The sequence below is a fragment of the Mogibacterium kristiansenii genome (genome assembly GCF_009695905.1).
Lineage (GTDB): Bacteria > Bacillota > Clostridia > Peptostreptococcales > Anaerovoracaceae > Mogibacterium_A > Mogibacterium_A kristiansenii.
The window spans coordinates 49,391-69,725 of the sequence record NZ_VUNA01000001.1; the positions used below are offsets into that span (position 1 = coordinate 49,391).

Genomic DNA, 20,335 nt, shown 5'->3' on the forward strand with positions numbered 1-20,335 from the left:
AGTATGATAGAAATTGGCTTATTACGCCTTGAAGTATGTTGTGCTGTTAGATAAAGAGGTGCGCATGATAGAAGGATATAGTACAGTAAAAAGCATTGCTGAAAAATGGAGATTAACGGAACGTACTGTGCAAATAATGTGCGCAGAGGGAAAAATCAAAGGTGCTACTAAATTTGGTGGTGTTTGGGCTATCCCTTCTGATGCAAAAAAACCCACAGATAATAGAGTGATATCCGGTGAATATAAAAATTGGAGAAGGAAGAAACATGAGGAAACGGCTTTATGAAGTTATAGAAGTCGCTGATGAAAAGGATAATCTAAGCAAGTTCTATGATGTTTTTATGATGATTGTGATTGTCTGTAGCTTAGTTCCAATCGCTACAAAAGGGGTGGGACTTTTTTCGCCAATTATAGATCATGTGACAGCAGTTATTTTCATCATAGATTACCTGTTAAGACTTGTCACGGCAGACTTAAAACTGAAAAAAGGAGCGAAATCCTTTTGTTTATATCCGATAACACCAATGGCAATTATTGATTTGCTTTCAATACTGCCGTCGATAATTGCTGTAAGTGAAGCCTTGAGAATTCTTAAGGTATTAAGGCTACTAAGAACATTGAAAGTGTTTAGGGTGTTCAAGGTTATAAGATATTCAAAGAGTATCTCGATAATTATTAATGTATTCAAAAGGCAGAAAGAATCCTTATTGGTTGTATGTGGACTGGCTGTCGGTTATATCTTGATTTCAGCATTAATTGTTTTAAGCGTAGAGCCAGAAACATTTCCGACATTTTTCGATGCTGTTTATTGGGCAACAGTATCATTAACAACCGTGGGGTATGGAGATATTTATCCTGTATCAATGGCAGGAAAGATTATTACAATGTGCTCAACATTATTTGGAATAGCAATAGTTGCCCTACCAGCTGGTATTGTTACAGCTGGTTATATGGACGAATTAAATAAAATCAGGAAAGAGAAGGTGGATAAAGATGGGCCTGAGGTATAGGAAGAGCATTAATTTAGGTGGTGGCTTCAGAGTGAATTTTAGTAAATCTGGAGTGGGTTACAGCTGGGGTGGCAAAGGTTACAGAGTTACCAAAAAAGCTGGCGGTGGAGTAAGAAAAACCTATTCTATTCCAGGGACAGGTCTGTCATGGGTTGATGATAGTAGCGGAAGAAAGAAAAAAGCCACTGGAAATAGTGCAAACAATAATTTTTCACAACCGGTAGTTCAGAATACAGGCAATCTTTTATATCAAGCAGAAGAGGCCAATGTCAAACAACTGGTTACAGAGAATACACAGGATTTTCTTGATGCGATAAAGAAATATTCTGGAATTAGAACATTGCTAATATGGGTAACGATTATTTCTCTTTTGCTGACACCAGGAACACCATTTTTTATAGTTCTATTCTTTGCTGGCATAGCAGGAGTTATTTATCTGTCTGCGACAAAAAAGATATCTGTGGAATACGAATTTGATGAATACGGCAAACGAAGAATTCAAATGATGGATCAAGCTATGGGGATGCTCATAAATAATAGAAGCATTTGGCAGGTCAACACTATTCAAGCAAATGCTTCACGAAAAACGAATGCAGGTGCATCTCAAAGCGTTGGACGTAAAATAGTAAAATTCCAGAAAAAGAAACCGTTCTTTTTGAAAACTGATGCTACATGTTATCACATCAAGTTGCTAAGAGATAATGTATTTATACTGCCTGACAGACTGATTATAAAAGGTAAGAAGGGGTGGGGAGCAGTAGACTATTCTGAATTGCATATGGGTGTAGGTAATGTAGTATTCATTGAAAGCGGTGCAGTTCCTAAAGATGCACAAATAGTGGGACATACATGGCAGTATGTGAATAAGAATGGAACTGCGGATAAGAGATTTAAAAATAATCGACAGCTTCCTAAATGTAATTACGGAAGCATTGAATTTACGTCGGATACAGGATTAGATATTATTTTATATATTTCTAACATTGGAAATGCCCAGCAGTTCTCTTCTATCGTAAAAGTTATGATTGAAGAAGCTCAGCAAGCAAGATTGCTTGCGGCACAAGAGCCAGCGCTTACACAACATGAAAGCGAATCCTATGAGTTTGACAATTCAGAAGACTTCCAAGAAATCAATAGTTACTCGGAAGTCAAGCCGGAAGCCTCTGATATGGATGTGGTTAAAAACACAGGGAATCCTAGCAACATGATGGATTATATGCCAATCGACGTCAGTGAGTCTGAAAGAATTGTATTAGAAGCTTTTTGGAATGGACTTATTGAGAATGGGCTTCCAACAGTCTGCAAATGCAGACGCATAGGAGACGGGACTATTGAGGTGAACTATAAGGGTTCTAATGTTGGTGCTGTAAGTCTTAGAGATGGTAATTTGTCAATTAGCTATCCAATGGGGAATAGTGGAAAAATAAAGACAGTGGACGGAACCGTTGAAGAGTTGGCAGAAAAAACAAGCAACTGGCTGAGATATATCATCAATTACTTATAGTGATAACCGTTCGACGATAAAGGAGACAAACATGGCAAAAAAGTCAAAGGAATTAATACAATTGCTTTTTCCTGAGTACCAGATTAAGGCCTGTGTAGATGAGAGAGGATTTATAGCTAAAAATCAGCAGAGTACAAACTATGCACAAAAATCGACACAGACAATTAACAGGGGAAATATTCAACAACAAAATGCCCCAGCTTCGACTCCGTTACAGCGTGGAGCTGGAACAAATACTGCCACTGCCACGCCGGTACAGTCGGTAAAAACTCCGGTGAAAACATATACGCCTTCCAAGGAGGAAACTAAGGCGGCAAGCAGGGCTATAGATGCATTTGATGGATTATCGAATGAATTGAAAAAATATTGGGTTGGCTCTGATAACGATAGAAATTCATTATGCAAAGCTTTCCAGAGACCATATGTTAGGGGATTTGATAATGTAAAACCCAAAAATGCAATACTTGTTTTGGGATCAGAAAGTCGTGGAAAAGTATATGCAGTCAGATGTATTACCGAACTTTTGAAGGAAAAGAAAGTATTCAGATACGCACCAGTAGCAACGGTGGACATGTCTGACTATACAGCCGATTCATCAAATACATTATTCCTAAGTGATTTATTCAAGGCATTAAATACTAACACAGAGACAGTAGTATTTGAGAATGTTGATAAATCTTCTTTGGGACAATTGGATATTATATATCAGCTACTCACAGAAGGAACATATAAACTTTCAAAGAGATATATGGTTAATAATGGCAGTCTTGTGGAAGCAACAGGAGTGCTAAATACGGAACTTGTGTCGGAAATTGCCACTAATGGTAAGTTTTTTGCAATGACATCAGTTCTTCCTCAGTCAAAAATTATTTCTGTTCTAGGAAATAAAATTGTCAAAGAACTTGGAGACATTATTACATTAGATCCAATTGGTGAAGGTCAAGTTAAGGATTTGGCTTACACTCTCTGCGTAAATTTGGTTGCTAAATGTAAAAAGAACTTACATATAAATATAGAATTTGATGATCAGATTGTCGAGGCTCTTAGCCGAAAATATAATCCGGCACAAGGTGTAAAGGGTCTTGAAGACCATATAGATGACCATTTGTATGAAACGCTTTCAGAAATGAAGCTTCAGGAAATTCTCTGGGATGATGAAAGCGCAAAGCTTACTTATGAAGATGGATACTGTGTTGTGCTTAAGGGTGGAGAAGTTATTAAAACATCTTCATATCTTAAAAATTTTAACGCATTAGAACTTGAAGAAGCACGAAAAGAGCTTGAACAGGTCATTGGTCTGGCAAAAGTTAAGGAATATGTCTTAAATCTTGAAACAAACTATAAAGTCCAGAAAATGCGTGAAGGAAAAGGACTCAAAAAGTCTGATATTTCCATGCATATGATTTTTGTTGGAAACCCTGGTACAGGAAAGACAACTATTGCACGAATTGTTGCGAAATACTTGAAAGCAATTGGGGTTCTTTCATCAGGACATTTATGTGAGGTTACAAGAGCTGATTTAGTGGGACAGTATGCAGGACATACAGCTGTAAAGACTACTGAGGTTATTAATGGAGCTATAGGAGGGGTCTTATTTATTGATGAAGCATACTCTTTATGTCGGGATAAGAATGATGCTTTTGGATTAGAGGCGATAGATGCTTTGGTCAAGGGAATGGAAGATAACAGGGATGATTTGGTGGTTATCCTTGCGGGATATGAAGATGAAATGCAAGAATTCCTTAAAGCGAATTCTGGATTAAAATCAAGATTCCCTAATACTGTCCACTTTGAGGATTATACCGTAGATGAGATGCTTGCAATTGCAAAAGTTACAGCTGCATCGAAGGGATACAAGATTGATGCTGATTGTGAAGAGGGACTGGTACATCAGATTGAAAAGCATCAGATAAAAGGAAAGAACGATGGCGGTAACGGAAGATTAATTAGAAATCTTATTGAAGCAGCCGTCTTGAATCAGTCTCAGCGAATTGTAAATGATTCAAGCGCAGACATGGAGCTACTTTGCAAGGCGGATTTTGGCTTTGATAAAGTAGTTGAATTTGATCTTGAAAAGAGCCTGGCGGAAGTTATTGGAATGGAAGAGGTGAAGAAATTCATCCGTACCCAGTACACTATGTTACAGGCCAATAAAAAGCGTAAAAAAGCAAATATAGATGTTGATACGACACAGTCTCTTAATATGATTTTTGCTGGTAATCCAGGAACTGGTAAAACTACAATGGCACGCATTGTGGCTGATATGTTTCATTCTATGGATATACTGAAGTCAGGTCAGCTTGTTGAAGTGGATAAAGGCGGTCTTGTGGCTCAGTATGTTGGACAAACTGCAAAAAAGACGGAAGAAGTTTTTAAGTCTGCATTAGGTGGAGTGCTGTTTATAGATGAAGCATATTCTATTACGAATGACGGAAGCAGTTTTGGACAAGAGTGTATTGATACTCTTGTGAAATTAATAGAGGATTATCGTGGTGAGATAGTTGTTATTCTTGCAGGATATAGCAAGGAAATGAAAGAATTTATGAAGTCGAATTCAGGCTTAGAGTCAAGATTTCCTCTGTTTGTAGAATTTCCAGACTATTCCGCTGGTGAGCTTTATCAGATCGGTTTAAAAATGATTCATGCGAGAGGATTTCGTATGGATTTGGATGGACAAAAGGCATTTGAAAATGAAATCACAGATCAGAAACAGTATGCAACAGAAAATTCTGGAAATGGTCGTATGGTAAGGAACCTTATCGATGAAATTATTCGTAAACAATCTGTAAGAGTGATTGAAGAGAATGTTGAACATGAGGAAACAAATCTGATTAAACCAGAGGACATCAGAGGAGAGGATAAGCTTAAGAACTTTGATTTAGAAAAAGAGCTTTCTGGAATTATTGGTCTTACATCAGTAAAAGATTTTGTGAGGACGCAATATAGGATGTGCCTTGCAACAGAAAAACGTAGAAAAGCAGATCTCAAGGTAGATACAACACAATCATTAAATATGATTTTTGTTGGAAATCCTGGAACAGGAAAAACAACCATAGCAAGAGTCGTAGCAGATATGTTTAAGTCTATGGGAATACTGAAGAAGGGGCAGCTTATCGAAACGGATAAGACAGGTTTGATTGCCGAATATGTTGGACAGACGGCAAAGAAAACGGAAGATGTATTTAAGTCTGCAATTGGAGGGGTACTATTCATTGATGAAGCATATTCCATCACAAATGATGGAAGTAGTTTCGGTCAGGAATGCATAGATACACTTGTCAAGTTGATTGAGGATCATAAGGGAGAGCTTATTGTCATTCTTGCTGGATATAGTAAAGAAATGAATGATTTTATGAAAGCTAACTCTGGCTTAGAGTCAAGATTTCCATTAAGAATAGATTTTCCTGATTATTCGGCTTCTGAACTATATGAAATTTGTAAGCAGATGATAACAGGGCGAGGCTTTAGTCTTGCTGAAGGTTCGGATAAACTAATAGAAGAAGAGATTCAAAAATTAAAAAGACATGCGACTGCATCATCTGGAAATGGTCGTATGGTAAGAAATTTTGTCGAAAGCATAATACGAAGACAAAGTTCAAGAATTGCAACAGAGGATATTTCCGGAAATGAACTTACAATGATTCTGCCAGTTGATATTAGAGCAGCAGAAACAGTGGTTGAAGGATTTGATTTAGAAGCTGAATTAGCAAAAGTTATAGGTCTTGATTCTGTTAAAAAATACATTCGTAGTCTTAATGCAAGGCTTAAGTTACAGGCAGAGAGAAAGAAGGCTGGTCTTAAAACCGATAGCACGCAGACAATGCATATGATTTTTGCTGGAAATCCAGGAACTGGAAAGACAATGATGGCTAGAACGGTTGCGAATGTTCTGTATAACATGAATGTTATTCAAAGTAATAAGTTGGTGGAAACAGACAGATCTGGTCTAGTCGCAGGATATGTTGGTCAGACAGCAATTAAGACAAGAGAGGTAATAGAAACTGCTCTGGGCGGGGTTTTATTTATCGATGAAGCCTATGCTTTAGCACAGGGCGGAGATAATGATTTTGGTCAAGAGGCAATCGATACACTTGTAAAAATGATGGATGATAACAGAGATCGATTAGTTGTTATCCTTGCTGGCTATAGTGATGACATGAATAAATTCCTTGATAAAAATGCAGGATTACATTCAAGATTTGCCAATATCATCGAATTTCCAGATTATAGTACAGATGAGCTTATGCAGATTGCAGATGGATTCTATTCTGAACAGGGATATGTGTTGAGTGAAGCTGGTAAAGTATTGCTCAGACAAAAGTTAGAGGTGGCTAAAACCAATAAACAGTTTGGAAATGGACGTTATGTAAGGAATGTGTTTGAAAGATCACTGAACAATCAGGCATTGCGATTAAGTAATCTCACAGAGTATACGAAAGAAGCTCTTGTGACCATTACAGAAGAAGACATAAAGGAGGCGTAAGAACATGAAAAATGTAATTTCAAACATTTTGGCAATCTTATGGTTCTTTGGTGTATTGATATGGACAGTCCTTTTCTTGTTTATTGGTAATATAATGATTTTCTTTATGGATATTGTAGGTATGCTAAAGACAGGATTCACAACATCTACTATAGGGTTTGCATTTTTATTTATCGCCGGTTTTGTGTTTGCAATAACAGGATGGGTTCCAGCATTCCGTAGATGCTATTATAAGTTACCTTGGCTGTATCCGTTGAGCATGATGCTTACAATGCATTTGGGAATTCTCTCAATAGCAGAAACTATATTGGCAAAAGGATTTGAGGTTATAAGTACACCAAGACATGTGGTTGCAATTGTTATTATGATTATACAGGTAATTGTGTGTAGAGTATTGATGTGTATTTATCTAAAGAAAAATCCGATGGTTTTGCATAAATATGACAGAGTTGAGTAGGAGGGACATCATTATGAATGAAATTCGTGAAGAAGAAAAAAAACAGCAAGCTAATGGTGTTCCACAGGGAGCCAACTCAAATCAATTTAAGCCATTGGATGATACTAGAGAATATATCCCTGAAATTGGACAAGAAACATATGATAATCCTACAGCAGGCATATCTCCATTTACCAAACGAATAAAGAAAGGTGCATGGATATTGTTGGGGGTTGCAATAGCAGGAATCATTGCTTATGGAACTATGAGTACTAGTAAATCAGTAGATACTAGTGATGATGCCGCTGTAGCCTTGGAATCTCATATGTCAACCTCATTGGCAGCAGGAACCAAGCTTATGTCATCAGATGATAATTATGTGGGTGGAGATTTGACGATAACCCATAATTCAAATGCCGATGAAACAACATTATATGTTTGGGATTATGCAGCTGAAGATGGAGATTATGTTGAAGTAATTGTAAATGGAACATCTTTAGGAGAGCCATTCATGATAAAAAATAAGCCTGTTACATTCACAGTGCCTACAGTTGGAGAAGTTCAAGTTGTTGGAACTAGAGATGGCGGTGGCGGAATAACATACGCTGTTTATTATGATATGAATCACACGACATATTTTAACGGCGTGGATCAAGGTGGTAACAATACTTATACATTAGTACGTGAGTGAGCAAGATGAGGGAAGTGACGTTTGTTGCTTCCCGTTTTAATAGGGGATTTTATGTACAGTTCAGATGAAATCAACGCTTGTATGACAGAAGAAGAATTGTTTAAATTATGGAAAACAAAAGACGTTTATAATGCTGAATATTATGAAGGAAACAAAAAGATTGAATTCACAATAAATCACAAGAACGTTTTTATTGCAGATGGGATAATAAATCCTGAAATATGGAATAATAGGTCAAAAGGAAAGCATATACTTTTTGTTCTAAAAGAAGCATATGGTGGCGAAAATGATTGGTCTTTGGCTGATGAGGTTAGAGTTCATGCACCGTGGTCCGCGATTTGGCACAGAATTGTGGAATGGACATATGGATTAACCAATACTACAGTGGAGAGAATTGCCAGATATGAGCCGGGAAAAATATCTTTTGAAAAACCAAATCAGTGGTTAAATGAAATTGCCGTACTAAACATAAAGAAGAGCGGTGGAGACTCTCAGTCTCATTATGGAGAAATCTCTGCATATGCAGATTATGATAGTAAAGAAATAATAAGACAGATTGAAATTATAAATCCAGATATTATTATATGTGGAGCTACATTTGGTGACATCAATAGGATAATGGGAAATCCATGTAAAAAAGGTGAATGCGATAATTGGTTTTATTATTCGGATGCTATAGGAAAAAGGGAGAGATTATTTATCGACTATTATCATCCAGCAAATCGATATCCAGCATTATTAAATTACTATGGAATAGTCAACATTTATCAGCAGGCATTAATCTCAAGAAACAATATTTTGTCTTAAAATATTTTCTGTAATAAAATCACTAAAAAATCGGAAAACTGCATATTTGGGAACCAAGACCTTTAGAAGAACAAATTCTGGAGGTTTTGGATATGCAGGAAATCAGTACTGATGTTGCAAAGAAAATTAAGATGAGCCGGGAGGCTGAGTTGAATATGGAACGATGTGCGGAGTTTATGGCTCGTATGATTCAAAAGTATGGGAAAAAGATACTCGATGATATTGCGGCGGAGAGCAATGAACAGCCTGAGCAACCGAAACAAGTTGAGTGATGGATAGCGTTGGTTACTAAATAGTAAGTAATCAGCGCTTATTTTATATTGACAAATTCGTACTTTGGAGTTATTATTTAATCCTAACAGTAATACGAACAACCAATGAGCAACCGAAAAGAGATGATAAAGTGGCAAAGAAAAAATGTTATATATACACAAGAGTGTCTACGGCGGCTCAGATAGAGGGGTACAGCCTAGAAGCTCAACAGGAAAAGCTTCATCAATATGCAGAATATAAAGGCTTAAAAATTGTTGGTGAATATTGTGATGCAGGTAAATCTGGAAAGAGTATTAAGGGAAGACCTTCATTCATGAAAATGCTTGATGATATTTCCAGTGAGAAGGATGACATCTCATATGTCTTAGTATTTAAGCTTTCGAGATTTGGAAGAAATGCAGCGGATATCTTGAAATCATTACAACTTCTCACAGATTATGATGTGGATTTGGTTTGCGTAGAGGATGCAATAGACAGTTCTACTCAGGGCGGAAGACTTACTTTGGCAATATTATCTGCAGTGGCTGAAATTGAGCGTGAAAATATCAATGTTCAATTTATGGCAGGTAGAATGCAGAAGGTGCTTGATGGCGGATGGCCAGGTGGACCAGTTCCTTTTGGGTATCAAAAAGATAATCAAGAACTCTTCATCAATGAGGAAGAGGCAAGGATTGTAAAGCTGATTTATGACATGTATTTGCAGGATGATATGAAGGCCAATGCAGTTGTTAGATGGCTGAATGATAATGGTTATCGGAGAACGGTCAAAGGACAAGAAAAAGCTTTTACATCAGATTTTGTAAAGGGTATTTTAAAGAATCCATTTTACTGTGGCAAATTGATGTTTAATCGTAGAACTAATTTGAAAGGACCGAACATAAAGCCAAAAGAACCTATATGTGTTGAGGGTAAGCATGAGGCGATAGTCTCAGAAGAACAGTGGCAATTGGTTCAGGAGAAAAGAGAAGAATTATCATCTTGGGGAGAAAAAACAGAAGATCTTGATAGAATTAGCCTGTTATGTGGTTTAGCTAAATGCCCTGCCTGTGGAGGTGGTCTTGTTCATATGAAGAATAAGAGCATTAACAAGAACAAAGGGGGCTATTATAAGACACTTCATTATTATTCCTGCAGAAATTATAGGAAAGCAGAAGGAAGAACTTGTTCCTTCAAACATACCTATAATCAAGAAAAAGTCGATAGTGCAATTTATGAGATCGTAAGCAATTTGCATACTATGCCTCAGTTTAGAGAAGCAGTGGATGCTTCAGTTGGAGATAAGCCTACACTGGAAAGCTATGAAGCAGAAATGAAGGAATTGAGAAAGCAATTACACTTTCAGGAACATTTGAAATACAAGCTTGGAAATGAATTGGATGCTCTCGATATCCTAGCTGATGATTACGACCTGCAGTATGAGACTATGCAGACAAAAATCGATGAGACTTACGATCAGATAGAAGAAATTGAACATAAGATTAGCAAGTGTAAGAAAAAGATGGCTGCTCTTAAGAAGGGTATTCAGGGAACGGAAAACGTAAAAATGCTTCTTCAAACTTTTCCTAGACTATATCAAGAAATGGATTGTTTTGAAAGAAGAGAAATGTATCGTCTGTTCATAAACAGAATTGATTTGTACCCAGAGAATCGCCCTGATGGTAAGGTTGTAAAGAGCATCACTTTTAGATTCCCGGTATTTTATGGCGATGATGATGAAATATCAGCATTTGTAGATAAGGCAACTGCTGGTGAAACTCCGGATGATGAAATCTTTTTCACGATTGATTGCGGAGAACTTCAACCTACTGTTGCAGAAGCAAAAGCCACATACGCACAGCTGAGAGCATATGTATTGGAGAATACAGGTCTTAAGGTTTCATCTTTATACATTGCACAGATAAAGCGTAAATATGGAATTGATGTTGGAGAAGCATTCAATAAACCAGCTGATCCCAAAAAGCACGTTCCCAAATGTCCGAAAGAAAAAGAACTGGCTATTATTGATGCGCTTAAGGCGTTTAGAATGTTGGAAGATACAGTAGAGTATAGAGAGGAGGCAGCAGATGAGTAAGAAAAAACAGAAATGTTATATTTATATGAGAGTATCTACTGCCATGCAGGTAGAAGGATATAGTCTGGAAGCTCAGAAGGAAAGGCTAAATAAGTTTGCAGACTTTCAAAATCTAGAAGTAGTTAGAGAATACTGTGATGCAGGTAAATCTGGTAAGAATATTACAGGAAGACCTGAATTTGCACAGATGCTTCAAGATGTTGCTGATGATCGAGATGGTGTGGATTACATATTAGTGTTTAAACTTTCTCGATTTGGCAGGAATGCGGCAGATGTACTTAACTCTCTTCAGTATATACAAGATTTTGGTGTAAACCTCATCTGTGTGGAAGACGGCATTGATTCATCAAAGGATTCCGGTAAGCTTACTATCACAGTTTTATCTGCGGTTGCCGAAATAGAAAGAGAGAACATTCTTGTTCAGACTATGGAAGGACGTAAGCAGAAAGCAAGAGAGGGCAAATGGAATGGTGGTCAGGCTCCGTTTGGATATGAGCTTGATACAGAGAACAGTACTTTAATTGTTGTTCCTGAAGAGGCTGAGATTGTAAGGATTATTTTTGATAAGTTTGTTCATTCTGATATGGGAGCTGATTCTATTGCAAATTATCTCAATCAGCATGGGTACTCTAAAAAGAGAGTGAGAGAGCATGAGGTCAGCCACTTTGCAAGAGGACTAATCAGAGGTATTCTTGATAATCCTGTATATATTGGAAAGATTGCTTACGGTAAGAGTGCAACTGAAAAGGTGAAGGGAACCAGAGACCAGTATCGAAGAGTTGTTCAGGATGATTATTTGATTGCTGATGGTAACCACGAAGCCATTATCGATAACGACACTTGGGAAGCTGCTCAGAAGAAGAGGAAAGAGACTGGTGTTAAGTGGAATAAGACTCATAGCCTTGAACATGAACATATTCTTTCGGGATTACTTAAGTGTCCTATCTGTGGAACAGGAATGGCTGGTACAGTAAGAAGGCGAAAAAATAAGAAGACTGGTGATTATAAGGATGACTTCTATTATAGATGTTTGCATCGAAAGAAGATAGACGAAGAGCATTTCTGTAATTTTAGGCTATCGCTTAACCAGGACGAGATTAACAAAGCTGTTGAAGAAGTAATACTGAGGATGACAAGCAGCCCTGGATACAGTGAAGCAATAGCAAAGAAGCTTGGCGAAAAGGTGGATGTAAGTGCTCTTGAAAATGAGAAGGAACAATACAGAGCACAACTTCGTCAGGCTATTGGTGCAAAGAATAAGCTTACTGCAATGCTCGATAAGCTGGATGTAGAAGACAAGCACTATGATAGAAAGTATCAGGACATGCAGGACAGATTGGATAATCTGTATGATAAGATTTCAGAGATTGAGGATGCTATTGCCGATATCGAAGAAAAGATTGCAGGTGTATATGGTGAACAGGTTACTGCAGAATATTTGTACCAGGTATTAAAGAACTTTGATAAAATTTATTATGAAATGACGGATCTCGAAAAGAAGGAGTTCATGAGAAATTTCATTGATGCAATTGAAATCCTTCCGGAGAGAACGGAAAGCGGACGCATCTTAAAGCATATTGATTTAAGGTTTCCGATATATTATGAAGGTAGTGAGGGTGATCAAATTCGGTTGCTCAATGAACTGAACGTCGAGACATGCTGTCTCCTGCGAAAGCGAGACGAAGTCGACGCTTGAGCAGCTGAGACGCAGTCCGCAAGGGACGCCCAAGAAGCCGAGCCGGAGGCGAAGGGTGATTGGCCGCGGCCTACTGCGACATGCTGTCTCCTGCGAAAGATATAGCTCCGATGAAAGCGAGCGTTAGCGAAGCTTGAATCGATAGAGCTATACGTTGCCAGAGAGACCCGATGACGGCGAGCGACAGGCTTCGGAGTATTGATGTATGAGTCATCGATACTTCGGAGCCCTTGTTTTTATGTTTTGCCACTGGATTACTGTAATTTGACGTGCTTCCTGTGATATACTTTACTCTATATAAATGTCCTTTGCTTTTTCTGTGATTGCTGATTGATGAATAGATCTTTGTCGAGTACGTGTGCTACTATGCTTTTAACCGAGTTACAAATCGGAATTTGCCGATATATCGAATATGAAAGACCTAATTATGTTGAATTCAAAAAAAGAAGAAAAGTGCAATGAAGAATGTATTGTATGTGAAGCTCCGCTTGTTTATCTTGAGAAAGATGAACTGATGGAATGTGTGCTTTGTCATAAAAAAGAATTCAGTAAAACCCGATGTCAGAATGGACATTACGTGTGTAATGATTGTCACACAAAGGGAATGGATGTCATTATCTCCATGTGCTTGAAGGAACCGTCTCAAAATCCAATTGAAATCATTCGGACCATGATGAATGCTTCATTTTGTCATATGCATGGACCGGAGCATCATGTTATGGTTGGGGCAGCGTTGCTCACTGCGTATAAAAATGCCGGTGGAAATATAGAACTTAAGGATGCCCTGATTGAAATGATGCATAGAGGAAAAGCTGTTCCGGGTGGAGCATGTGGATTCTGGGGAGCATGTGGAGCCGGAATCAGTGCCGGTATGTTTGTATCAATTATCTCCGGTTCTACTCCGTTGTCTACAGAATCATGGGGACTTGCAAACAAAATGACATCGAAAGCGCTTGACGCAATCGGATCGATTGGTGGACCGCGATGTTGTAAACGGGATTCGTATCTGTCTATTCTAGTTGCAATTGAGTATGTAAAAGAACATTTTGGTATCGAAATGGACGCATCAGATATTCAATGTAGTCATTATAAACAAAACAACCAATGCATCGGAAACCGGTGTCCGTTTCGTAATATGTAAATCGGAGACCCGCTATGAAAAGTCAAGTATAAAATAAGCAAAAATTTGAATTTCCTTATCAGTGTGGTTGTGTTTGGCAATATCAATGCCGACATAAATCATGAGGTTATACCTCCCTTTCTAATGATTGCTGCTTGACAGTCTCCTTCAAATTCGCTATAATAATAATCGCAAAATTTTAGTGGACTTTTCCGGATTCTGTCATCTTTTTGCCACACAGCTATCTTGTGATAGTTGTGTGGCTTTTTTGTTGCCTGTATCTCGGAAGTATTAGCAGAATGGAGGACTATATCTGTATGGAGAAAATTTTTTTGTCTCTTACCAAGACGCGCCGTAGTGTACGGGCTTATAAATCGGAACCTGTCCCTTCCAAGGCTATGGACGCTGTACTGGAAGCAGGGACTTACGCTCCTACCGGCGAAGGACATCAATCTCCAACCATCATTGCAATTACAGACCCCAAATATAGGCGGGCGATTGCATTGGGCTATCCGGCTCAGGAATCCGGTCAGCCCGCAGCACGCAAACAAAACTATATCGTTCGGACAATTTGTGGAGAAGAGGGAAAGCATGCAGACCAATAACAAAATGGCGGTTACGCCAGTTGGAAAACTCATCTGGCAAATGTCAATACCGCCACTGATTTCCATGTTTATGCAATATTCCTATAATCTGATAGACAGCGCGTTTGTAGCGCGGTTGAGTGAAAATGCTTTAACGGCTGTTTCCCTGTCGTTTCCCATTACAACTTTGATGAATGCGACATCTATCTGGATTGGCGTTGGCGTGAATGTACTGATTGCAGGGTATCTTGGACAGAGAAAGCAGAATGAGGCAAATACTACCGTCACACATGGATTGCTACTGGCCTTTGGAATTGGTGCTTTGCTCAATCTTCTGTCATTACTGATTATGAAACCCTACTTTGGAGCATTCACCAATAACGAAGAAATTTATCATTTGAGTCTTGCCTATATGAGCGTATGTTCGTTCATGCAAATTCCCAACATGGTGCATATCGCAATCCAGAAGATGATACAGGCTACTGGGAACATGATTGCTCCTATGTGGTTCCAGATTGCAGGAGTGGTCGTTAATTTTGTATTTGACCCACTTCTAATTTTTGGTATTGGTGTTTTTCCAGCTATGGGAATCCGTGGCGCTGCGGTGGCTACTGTTGCGGGCTATTTGTTATCCATGATTTTGGCATTTGCCTTGCTGCTGGGGAAAAAGCAAAAAGTGCGGATAAAGATCAAAGAATTTCATATACAAAAGTGGATGATTGCCCGTATATTCGCCCTTGGCTTACCATCTTTCATTATGAATGCCCTCAGTTCGTTTATGGTGACATTCGTCAATCTGTTTCTGGTGGCGTATTCCGATACGGCGATTGCATTCTTTGGTGCGTATTTTAAGGTGCAGCAGCTAATCGTTATGACAGTAAACGGCTTGATTCAGGGCTGTTTGCCTATTATGCGGTTTAACTACGGTGCGGGAAACAGAGATAGGCTGCATTCCGCTTTCCGATACGGAATCGCTTTGGTCTCCGGTATGATGATACTGGGAACATTGACCGTCAACTTCTTTCCGGCGCAGCTTTTGGAATTATTTACAGCGTCGGAAGCCATGCGCTCCTTTGGAATATCCGCTATGCGAATTATGGCGGCAAGCTATCTGTTTTGCGGCCTCTCTACCATGATTTCCACCTATTTTCAGGCGACAGAAAAAGTAGGTTCCAGCATGGCGATTCAATTATGCAGACAACTGCTTTTCCTTCTTCCTGCCTTATGGTGTCTGGACAAATTATTCCAACTGAACGGAATCTGGCTTGCATTTCCTGTTGCGGAAACCGCCACTATGCTCATTGCTCTCGTACTAATGGCATGGCATCGCCACAAAAATAGCTTATAACACGTTCCAAGGAGGAGAAATGATGAACGATACTTTTATGAAAGAAAAACCGGTATTGCCGCTGATTTTATCCATGGCCCTGCCTATGGTTTTATCCATGCTGGTTAATTCTCTATACAACATTATCGACAGCTTTTTCGTCGCGCAGATTGGCGAGGAAGCTATGACGGCATTATCACTGGTTTACCCGGTTCAAAATTTTATCAATGCTGTTGGAATTGGATTTGGCGTTGGAATCAACGCAGTGATTGAACTTGGCGTCCGCTATTCTGTTATTGCGTTCGCTTTTACATTGATTATCATTGTTGGTGTTACATTCGAGAAACTATTCCAAGCTGTAGGAAACATGAAAACAACCATGATCAGCTTGATGTGTGGGTGTATAACAAACATTGTCTTAGACCCCGTTTTGATTTTTGGCTATGGTCCATTCCCTGAAATGGGAATCGAAGGCGCCGCACTGGCAACCGGCATCGGGCAGGCCTTGACGCTTGCGCTCTCATCTCTTTTGATTTCGGCGCTCAATGCTATTTTGGCGGCATATTCCGAAGTGTATATTCTGATTTTGGGAATCTATTACAAATTGCAGACATTCATCTATCTTCCGGCCAATGGCATTGTTCAGGGGATGCGCCCATTAATCGGCTATAACTACGGTGCGGGGGAGAACAAAAGAGTCAGCCAGATCTATAAAATCGTCTTGTGCATGAGCGGTATCATTATGGTGATTGGGACAGTAATATGTCTGCTAATCCCCGGCCAGCTTATTGGGCTGTTTACCCACTCAGAAGCGACAATCCAGACCGGGGAAACAGCCCTGCGTATCATCGGTGCCGGTTTTATCGTCTCGGCGGTTTCCGTTACATCTTCCGGCGCACTGGAGGGACTTGGAAAAGGCACTCCTTCATTACTGATTTCACTTTGCCGGTATGTTGTGGTTATCATCCCAACTGCGTTTTTACTCAGCAGGATTTTCGGAGCGGTTGGCGTCTGGAATGCGTTTTGGATCACGGAAGCGATTACAGCAATCATTTCTATTTGTGTTTACTACAAGGCAATAGCACAAAGTCGGCTGAGCCAGTCAACAGTAAAATGAACGTTGCTTTGCCCCGCACTATTATTCAGAGAGGGGGAATTTCCATGACCGAGATTGACGGCTATGTGAAGCAGCAACTAATCGCTGCACTGTTCAAGTTTCGCTATGACCGTTGAGCATGGACTTCACATTGTAAATGTGATAAATTAGTTTTGATAAATTTCTGAACACATTGAGGCTTAAATATAAGTATTAATTTTAAGGAGAGTGCTTTTTGATCAAGTACAACACAATGGAGATTGTAGCGTAACCGGGAGGTTGCGGATACAGTCACACACAACCTCCCGCAGGAATAAAGAAGAATACCGAGAAGTAGAAAACCTAGTAAGAGAATCATTTTGGAATGTGTACCGCCCCGGTTGTCTGGAGTATTTTGTTCTGAATCAGTTGCGAAATAATCCGGACTGCAGAACTGGATTATGTGATGGAGCTTAATGGAAAGCTGATTGGACAGAACATTTTCATGAAAGCGGTAATCAAGGCTGATGCAAGGAGTTGATTCCGGGTTATTTAGATGGCATAACCGGAGAGTATGAAACACCTGCAGGATATTTTGTAGATGAAGCAAAAGCTGACGAATTTGATAAGGGTTTTCCATACAAAGAGAAACTTACGCAACTGGGACAACTTTTCTAAACGAACAAGATTTATGAGGCGGGGAGATAAAATCTCCCTGCCTGAAAAAAGAAGGTGAACGATAGTGAAATGTTTAAATTGCGGAAATGAAATAGCAAGCCATCGACAGTTTGGAGGAAATATTGAATGAAAGTATTAGTAATTGACGCTCAGGGCGGCGGAATCGGAAAACAAGTAGTCGCCGCGATTAAGCACAAACAGCCGCATATAGAAATTACGGCAGTTGGAACAAACAGTACGGCCACAACGGCGATGCTGAAAGCCGGCGCCGATCATGCGGCGACCGGAGAAAATGCAGTTGTTGTTGGATGCCGGACCGCCGACGTAATTATTGGACCGATTGGTATTGTTATTGCCGATGCAATGTTTGGCGAAGTGACTCCAACGATGGCGGTAGCTGTTGGGCAAAGCAGAGCAAAACGGCTGTTGATTCCTGTGAATCATTGCGATAATACCATTGTCGGGGTTTCACACCTGTCTGTCGGAAATTTAATAGAAGAAGTTCTGAAGGAAATATAACAATATTCTAACCGCAGATTCTTGCGCTTCTTATTATACAGTGGTAAAATTACTATATACTCATACAGGAAGTTGAGTAGTGATGCAGAAGCGTCCGATGATAAAACATTCAAAAAGAATAACAGATGACGATGATGTATACACAAGAAGGTATACGGCTCCTCTGAAGAGGGGCGGTACGCCTTCTTTTTTGTTTGGCGTAGAAACATCTGTGAAAATTAGGAGGTATAATTATGGCATGTTTTCTTGTTCCGGCTACGGAAGCTATTATCACAACGGTTGCTGCAAAGGTGATCCAGTCCAAGGAAAAAGAAGAATCGGTAAAGCTCACTCTTCCGGACGGCTCTGTTCAGGAAGCAACGAGAATTAAGTTTTCCACGAAGCTTGGCTGGCTGAACAAACTGCTCTGGGGCGGTTCTGCGTTGCTGGCATTTGAACACCTGTGGCACGGCGAAGTGGTACCGTTTTTCCCGTTCCTAACGGCAGTTGAAAATGGCGAAACCGCGGATATGCTGGCAGAAATGGGTAGCGCAGGCGTTATGATGGCGGTACTGGTTACAGCTGTATGGTGCGGTATGCTTGCTGTTTCTTCTTTTATGGAAAAAAGAGCGATACGGGATTGCAAGCTCGTAAAGGAGGGAATGTAGAGTATGACATTACTGACAACGGTTTTTGCAGCAATAATTGCTACGGTCGTCTGGTATAAGGGCGCTCCCCAAAGTGAAATGAAAGTTGGTACTCTTTGCTGGATGTATTGGGGGGCATCTCTGATGTGGCTGGTGGATGCCATTTTTGAGTATGCAGAACTTGGTGCGGAGTACTTTACCCCTGCTCCTGTGGATATGTTGAACGATTTTTATCTGGGTCTGTCGGTTGCAGCTCTTGGGCTCATCATCTGGTTAGTTATCCTGTTATTGAAAGATCCGAAGGGCGTTGTGAAAGCGGCGTTGTTCAAGAAGAAATAAGTGATATGGCCGAGCGGTTCTGTTGCAATGCAGAACCGCTATTGTCGTATTTTGGGTTCAAACGGAAACGGAATGAACTTGAATCATCATATTTTATTCACACAAGTTTGATTGACTTTTGTGTCCTGAAACATTAAAGTTAAGGGAATATAGAAATCGACAAATCGGAATTTGTGGAGACGATGAAATGATTAGGAAATACGTTGATGGCGATATAGATGCAGTAATGCAAATATGGCTGAATACGAATATTCAGGCACACAGTTTTATATCTCTAGATTACTGGAAAAGCAACTTCGATATGGTAAAAGAAATGATGCCACTTGCAGAAATATATGTACATGAAGTTGACAATGCAAATCAAATAGATGGATTTATTGGATTAAATAACGACTATATTGAAGGAATCTTTATAAAAGATGTAGCACAGTCAAAGGGAATCGGAAAACAGTTATTGGATCAGGTGAAGAAAATCAGGGCTACTCTAAAATTGAACGTTTATCAAAAAAATGAGCGAGCAATTCAATTTTATCTACGAGAAGAATTTAGCATCCTATCTGAATGTGTAGATGATAATACGGGAGAAAAGGAATTTACAATGGTATGGAAGCGCTAAACTCGGAATTTTATAAGGAGTGAAAAGAAAAGTGTGTGAGGAATGTTACTCTAATGAAAATAAAATAACGCCTTTACTAAATCCGCTGGACTGTTTGGAGAACCACACTCAATATATTTGTGGAACTTGTGGACGGTGCATTTGTATCGAGCATGACCCAAATAGAGGATTGCAACGATGGAATTTTCCTTTTAAGTCATTGGAAATTGCAAAACTATATTTGCGAACAGCGGACTATACAACGAAGAGTGCGTGTGGTATTTATGAGATAGAGAACAATAAAGGAAGATTATCTTATAAAATATTTCCAGGGAATGATGAGTTAAATCTATTTTTGAAAAAGAATAAAGACAAGAAATGCAGGCAAATGATGCCCGTGTTTAGTGCTGGAAAGTATAAAGAATATCCACACACAGAAGTACGAAAATTGACGCCTGATGAAATAAAACAATATATGAGTGAACGCTAAATTCCAGTATA

Annotated in this window: 19 protein-coding genes; all 19 read left to right on the top strand. The window is 39.3% G+C overall.

From position 1 onward, the window contains the following. The first annotated feature begins 64 nt into the window (after window positions 1-64). The 19 genes from FYJ65_RS00265 (at window position 65) to FYJ65_RS00355 (ending at window position 20,324) form a co-directional block, all read left to right on the top strand. Window positions 65-286, top strand: a complete 222-nt coding sequence (locus tag FYJ65_RS00265) for a DNA-binding protein (protein WP_154553345.1) — start codon at window positions 65-67, stop codon at window positions 284-286. Continuing rightward, a complete protein-coding gene (locus FYJ65_RS00270) occupies window positions 237-1,010 on the top strand; it encodes an ion transporter (protein WP_328603022.1) in 774 nt (257 codons plus the stop codon). The genes FYJ65_RS00265 and FYJ65_RS00270 overlap by 50 nt, the downstream gene beginning before the upstream one ends. 31 nt (window positions 1,011-1,041) lie before the next feature. Next, window positions 1,042-2,514, top strand: a complete 1,473-nt coding sequence (locus tag FYJ65_RS00275) for a DUF4236 domain-containing protein (protein ID WP_328603023.1) — start codon at window positions 1,042-1,044, stop codon at window positions 2,512-2,514. Window positions 2,515-2,545: 31 nt separating this feature from the next. Continuing rightward, on the top strand, window positions 2,546-6,997 hold the full coding sequence (locus tag FYJ65_RS00280; RefSeq protein WP_206157225.1) for an AAA family ATPase: 4,452 nt from the start codon (window positions 2,546-2,548) through the stop codon (window positions 6,995-6,997). 4 nt (window positions 6,998-7,001) lie between these two features. After that, entirely contained in the window at window positions 7,002-7,454 is a 453-nt protein-coding gene (locus tag FYJ65_RS00285; protein WP_154553347.1) for a hypothetical protein, read from the top strand. A gap of 13 nt (window positions 7,455-7,467) precedes the next feature. Next, window positions 7,468-8,124 (top strand): hypothetical protein, encoded by a 657-nt coding sequence (locus tag FYJ65_RS00290; RefSeq protein WP_154553348.1) that lies wholly within the window; start codon window positions 7,468-7,470, stop codon window positions 8,122-8,124. A 51-nt stretch (window positions 8,125-8,175) separates the two neighbouring features. Continuing rightward, window positions 8,176-8,931 carry a hypothetical protein gene (locus FYJ65_RS00295; RefSeq protein ID WP_206157226.1) on the top strand — a complete coding sequence of 252 codons (756 nt, stop codon included), beginning with the start codon at window positions 8,176-8,178 and terminating at the stop codon, window positions 8,929-8,931. Between the two features lie 92 nt (window positions 8,932-9,023). Then, window positions 9,024-9,203 (top strand): hypothetical protein, encoded by a 180-nt coding sequence (locus FYJ65_RS00300; protein ID WP_154553350.1) that lies wholly within the window; start codon window positions 9,024-9,026, stop codon window positions 9,201-9,203. A 131-nt stretch (window positions 9,204-9,334) separates the two neighbouring features. Then, window positions 9,335-11,275 carry a recombinase family protein gene (locus tag FYJ65_RS09570; protein ID WP_154553351.1) on the top strand — a complete coding sequence of 647 codons (1,941 nt, stop codon included), beginning with the start codon at window positions 9,335-9,337 and terminating at the stop codon, window positions 11,273-11,275. Next, a complete protein-coding gene (locus tag FYJ65_RS00310; RefSeq protein ID WP_154553352.1) occupies window positions 11,268-12,971 on the top strand; it encodes a recombinase family protein in 1,704 nt (567 codons plus the stop codon). Before FYJ65_RS09570 ends, FYJ65_RS00310 begins: the two co-directional genes overlap by 8 nt. Window positions 12,972-13,383: 412 nt before the next feature. After that, window positions 13,384-14,112: a DUF5714 domain-containing protein gene (locus FYJ65_RS00315; RefSeq protein ID WP_235898142.1), complete on the top strand. Its 729-nt coding sequence runs from the start codon at window positions 13,384-13,386 to the stop codon at window positions 14,110-14,112. Between the two features lie 296 nt (window positions 14,113-14,408). Next, entirely contained in the window at window positions 14,409-14,696 is a 288-nt protein-coding gene (locus FYJ65_RS00320) for a nitroreductase family protein (RefSeq protein WP_154553353.1), read from the top strand. Beyond that, window positions 14,683-16,023 carry an MATE family efflux transporter gene (locus FYJ65_RS00325; protein ID WP_154553354.1) on the top strand — a complete coding sequence of 447 codons (1,341 nt, stop codon included), beginning with the start codon at window positions 14,683-14,685 and terminating at the stop codon, window positions 16,021-16,023. The genes FYJ65_RS00320 and FYJ65_RS00325 overlap by 14 nt, the downstream gene beginning before the upstream one ends. Window positions 16,024-16,042: 19 nt before the next feature. Further along, on the top strand, window positions 16,043-17,119 hold the full coding sequence (locus tag FYJ65_RS00330) for an MATE family efflux transporter (protein WP_331469423.1): 1,077 nt from the start codon (window positions 16,043-16,045) through the stop codon (window positions 17,117-17,119). A 762-nt stretch (window positions 17,120-17,881) separates the two neighbouring features. Further along, window positions 17,882-18,274, top strand: coding sequence for a DUF3842 family protein (locus FYJ65_RS00335; RefSeq protein WP_154553355.1), 393 nt, complete (start codon window positions 17,882-17,884; stop codon window positions 18,272-18,274). Window positions 18,275-18,507: 233 nt separating this feature from the next. Continuing rightward, the gene (locus FYJ65_RS00340; protein WP_154553356.1) at window positions 18,508-18,921 is read left to right on the top strand and encodes a hypothetical protein; all 414 of its coding nucleotides are present in this window, start codon (window positions 18,508-18,510) and stop codon (window positions 18,919-18,921) included. 3 nt (window positions 18,922-18,924) lie between these two features. Beyond that, window positions 18,925-19,239: a hypothetical protein gene (locus FYJ65_RS00345; RefSeq protein WP_154553357.1), complete on the top strand. Its 315-nt coding sequence runs from the start codon at window positions 18,925-18,927 to the stop codon at window positions 19,237-19,239. Window positions 19,240-19,426: 187 nt separating this feature from the next. Further along, entirely contained in the window at window positions 19,427-19,855 is a 429-nt protein-coding gene (locus FYJ65_RS00350) for a GNAT family N-acetyltransferase (RefSeq protein WP_154553358.1), read from the top strand. Window positions 19,856-19,874: 19 nt separating this feature from the next. Then, the gene (locus FYJ65_RS00355; protein ID WP_331469425.1) at window positions 19,875-20,324 is read left to right on the top strand and encodes a hypothetical protein; all 450 of its coding nucleotides are present in this window, start codon (window positions 19,875-19,877) and stop codon (window positions 20,322-20,324) included. The last annotated feature ends 11 nt before the right edge of the window (window positions 20,325-20,335 follow it).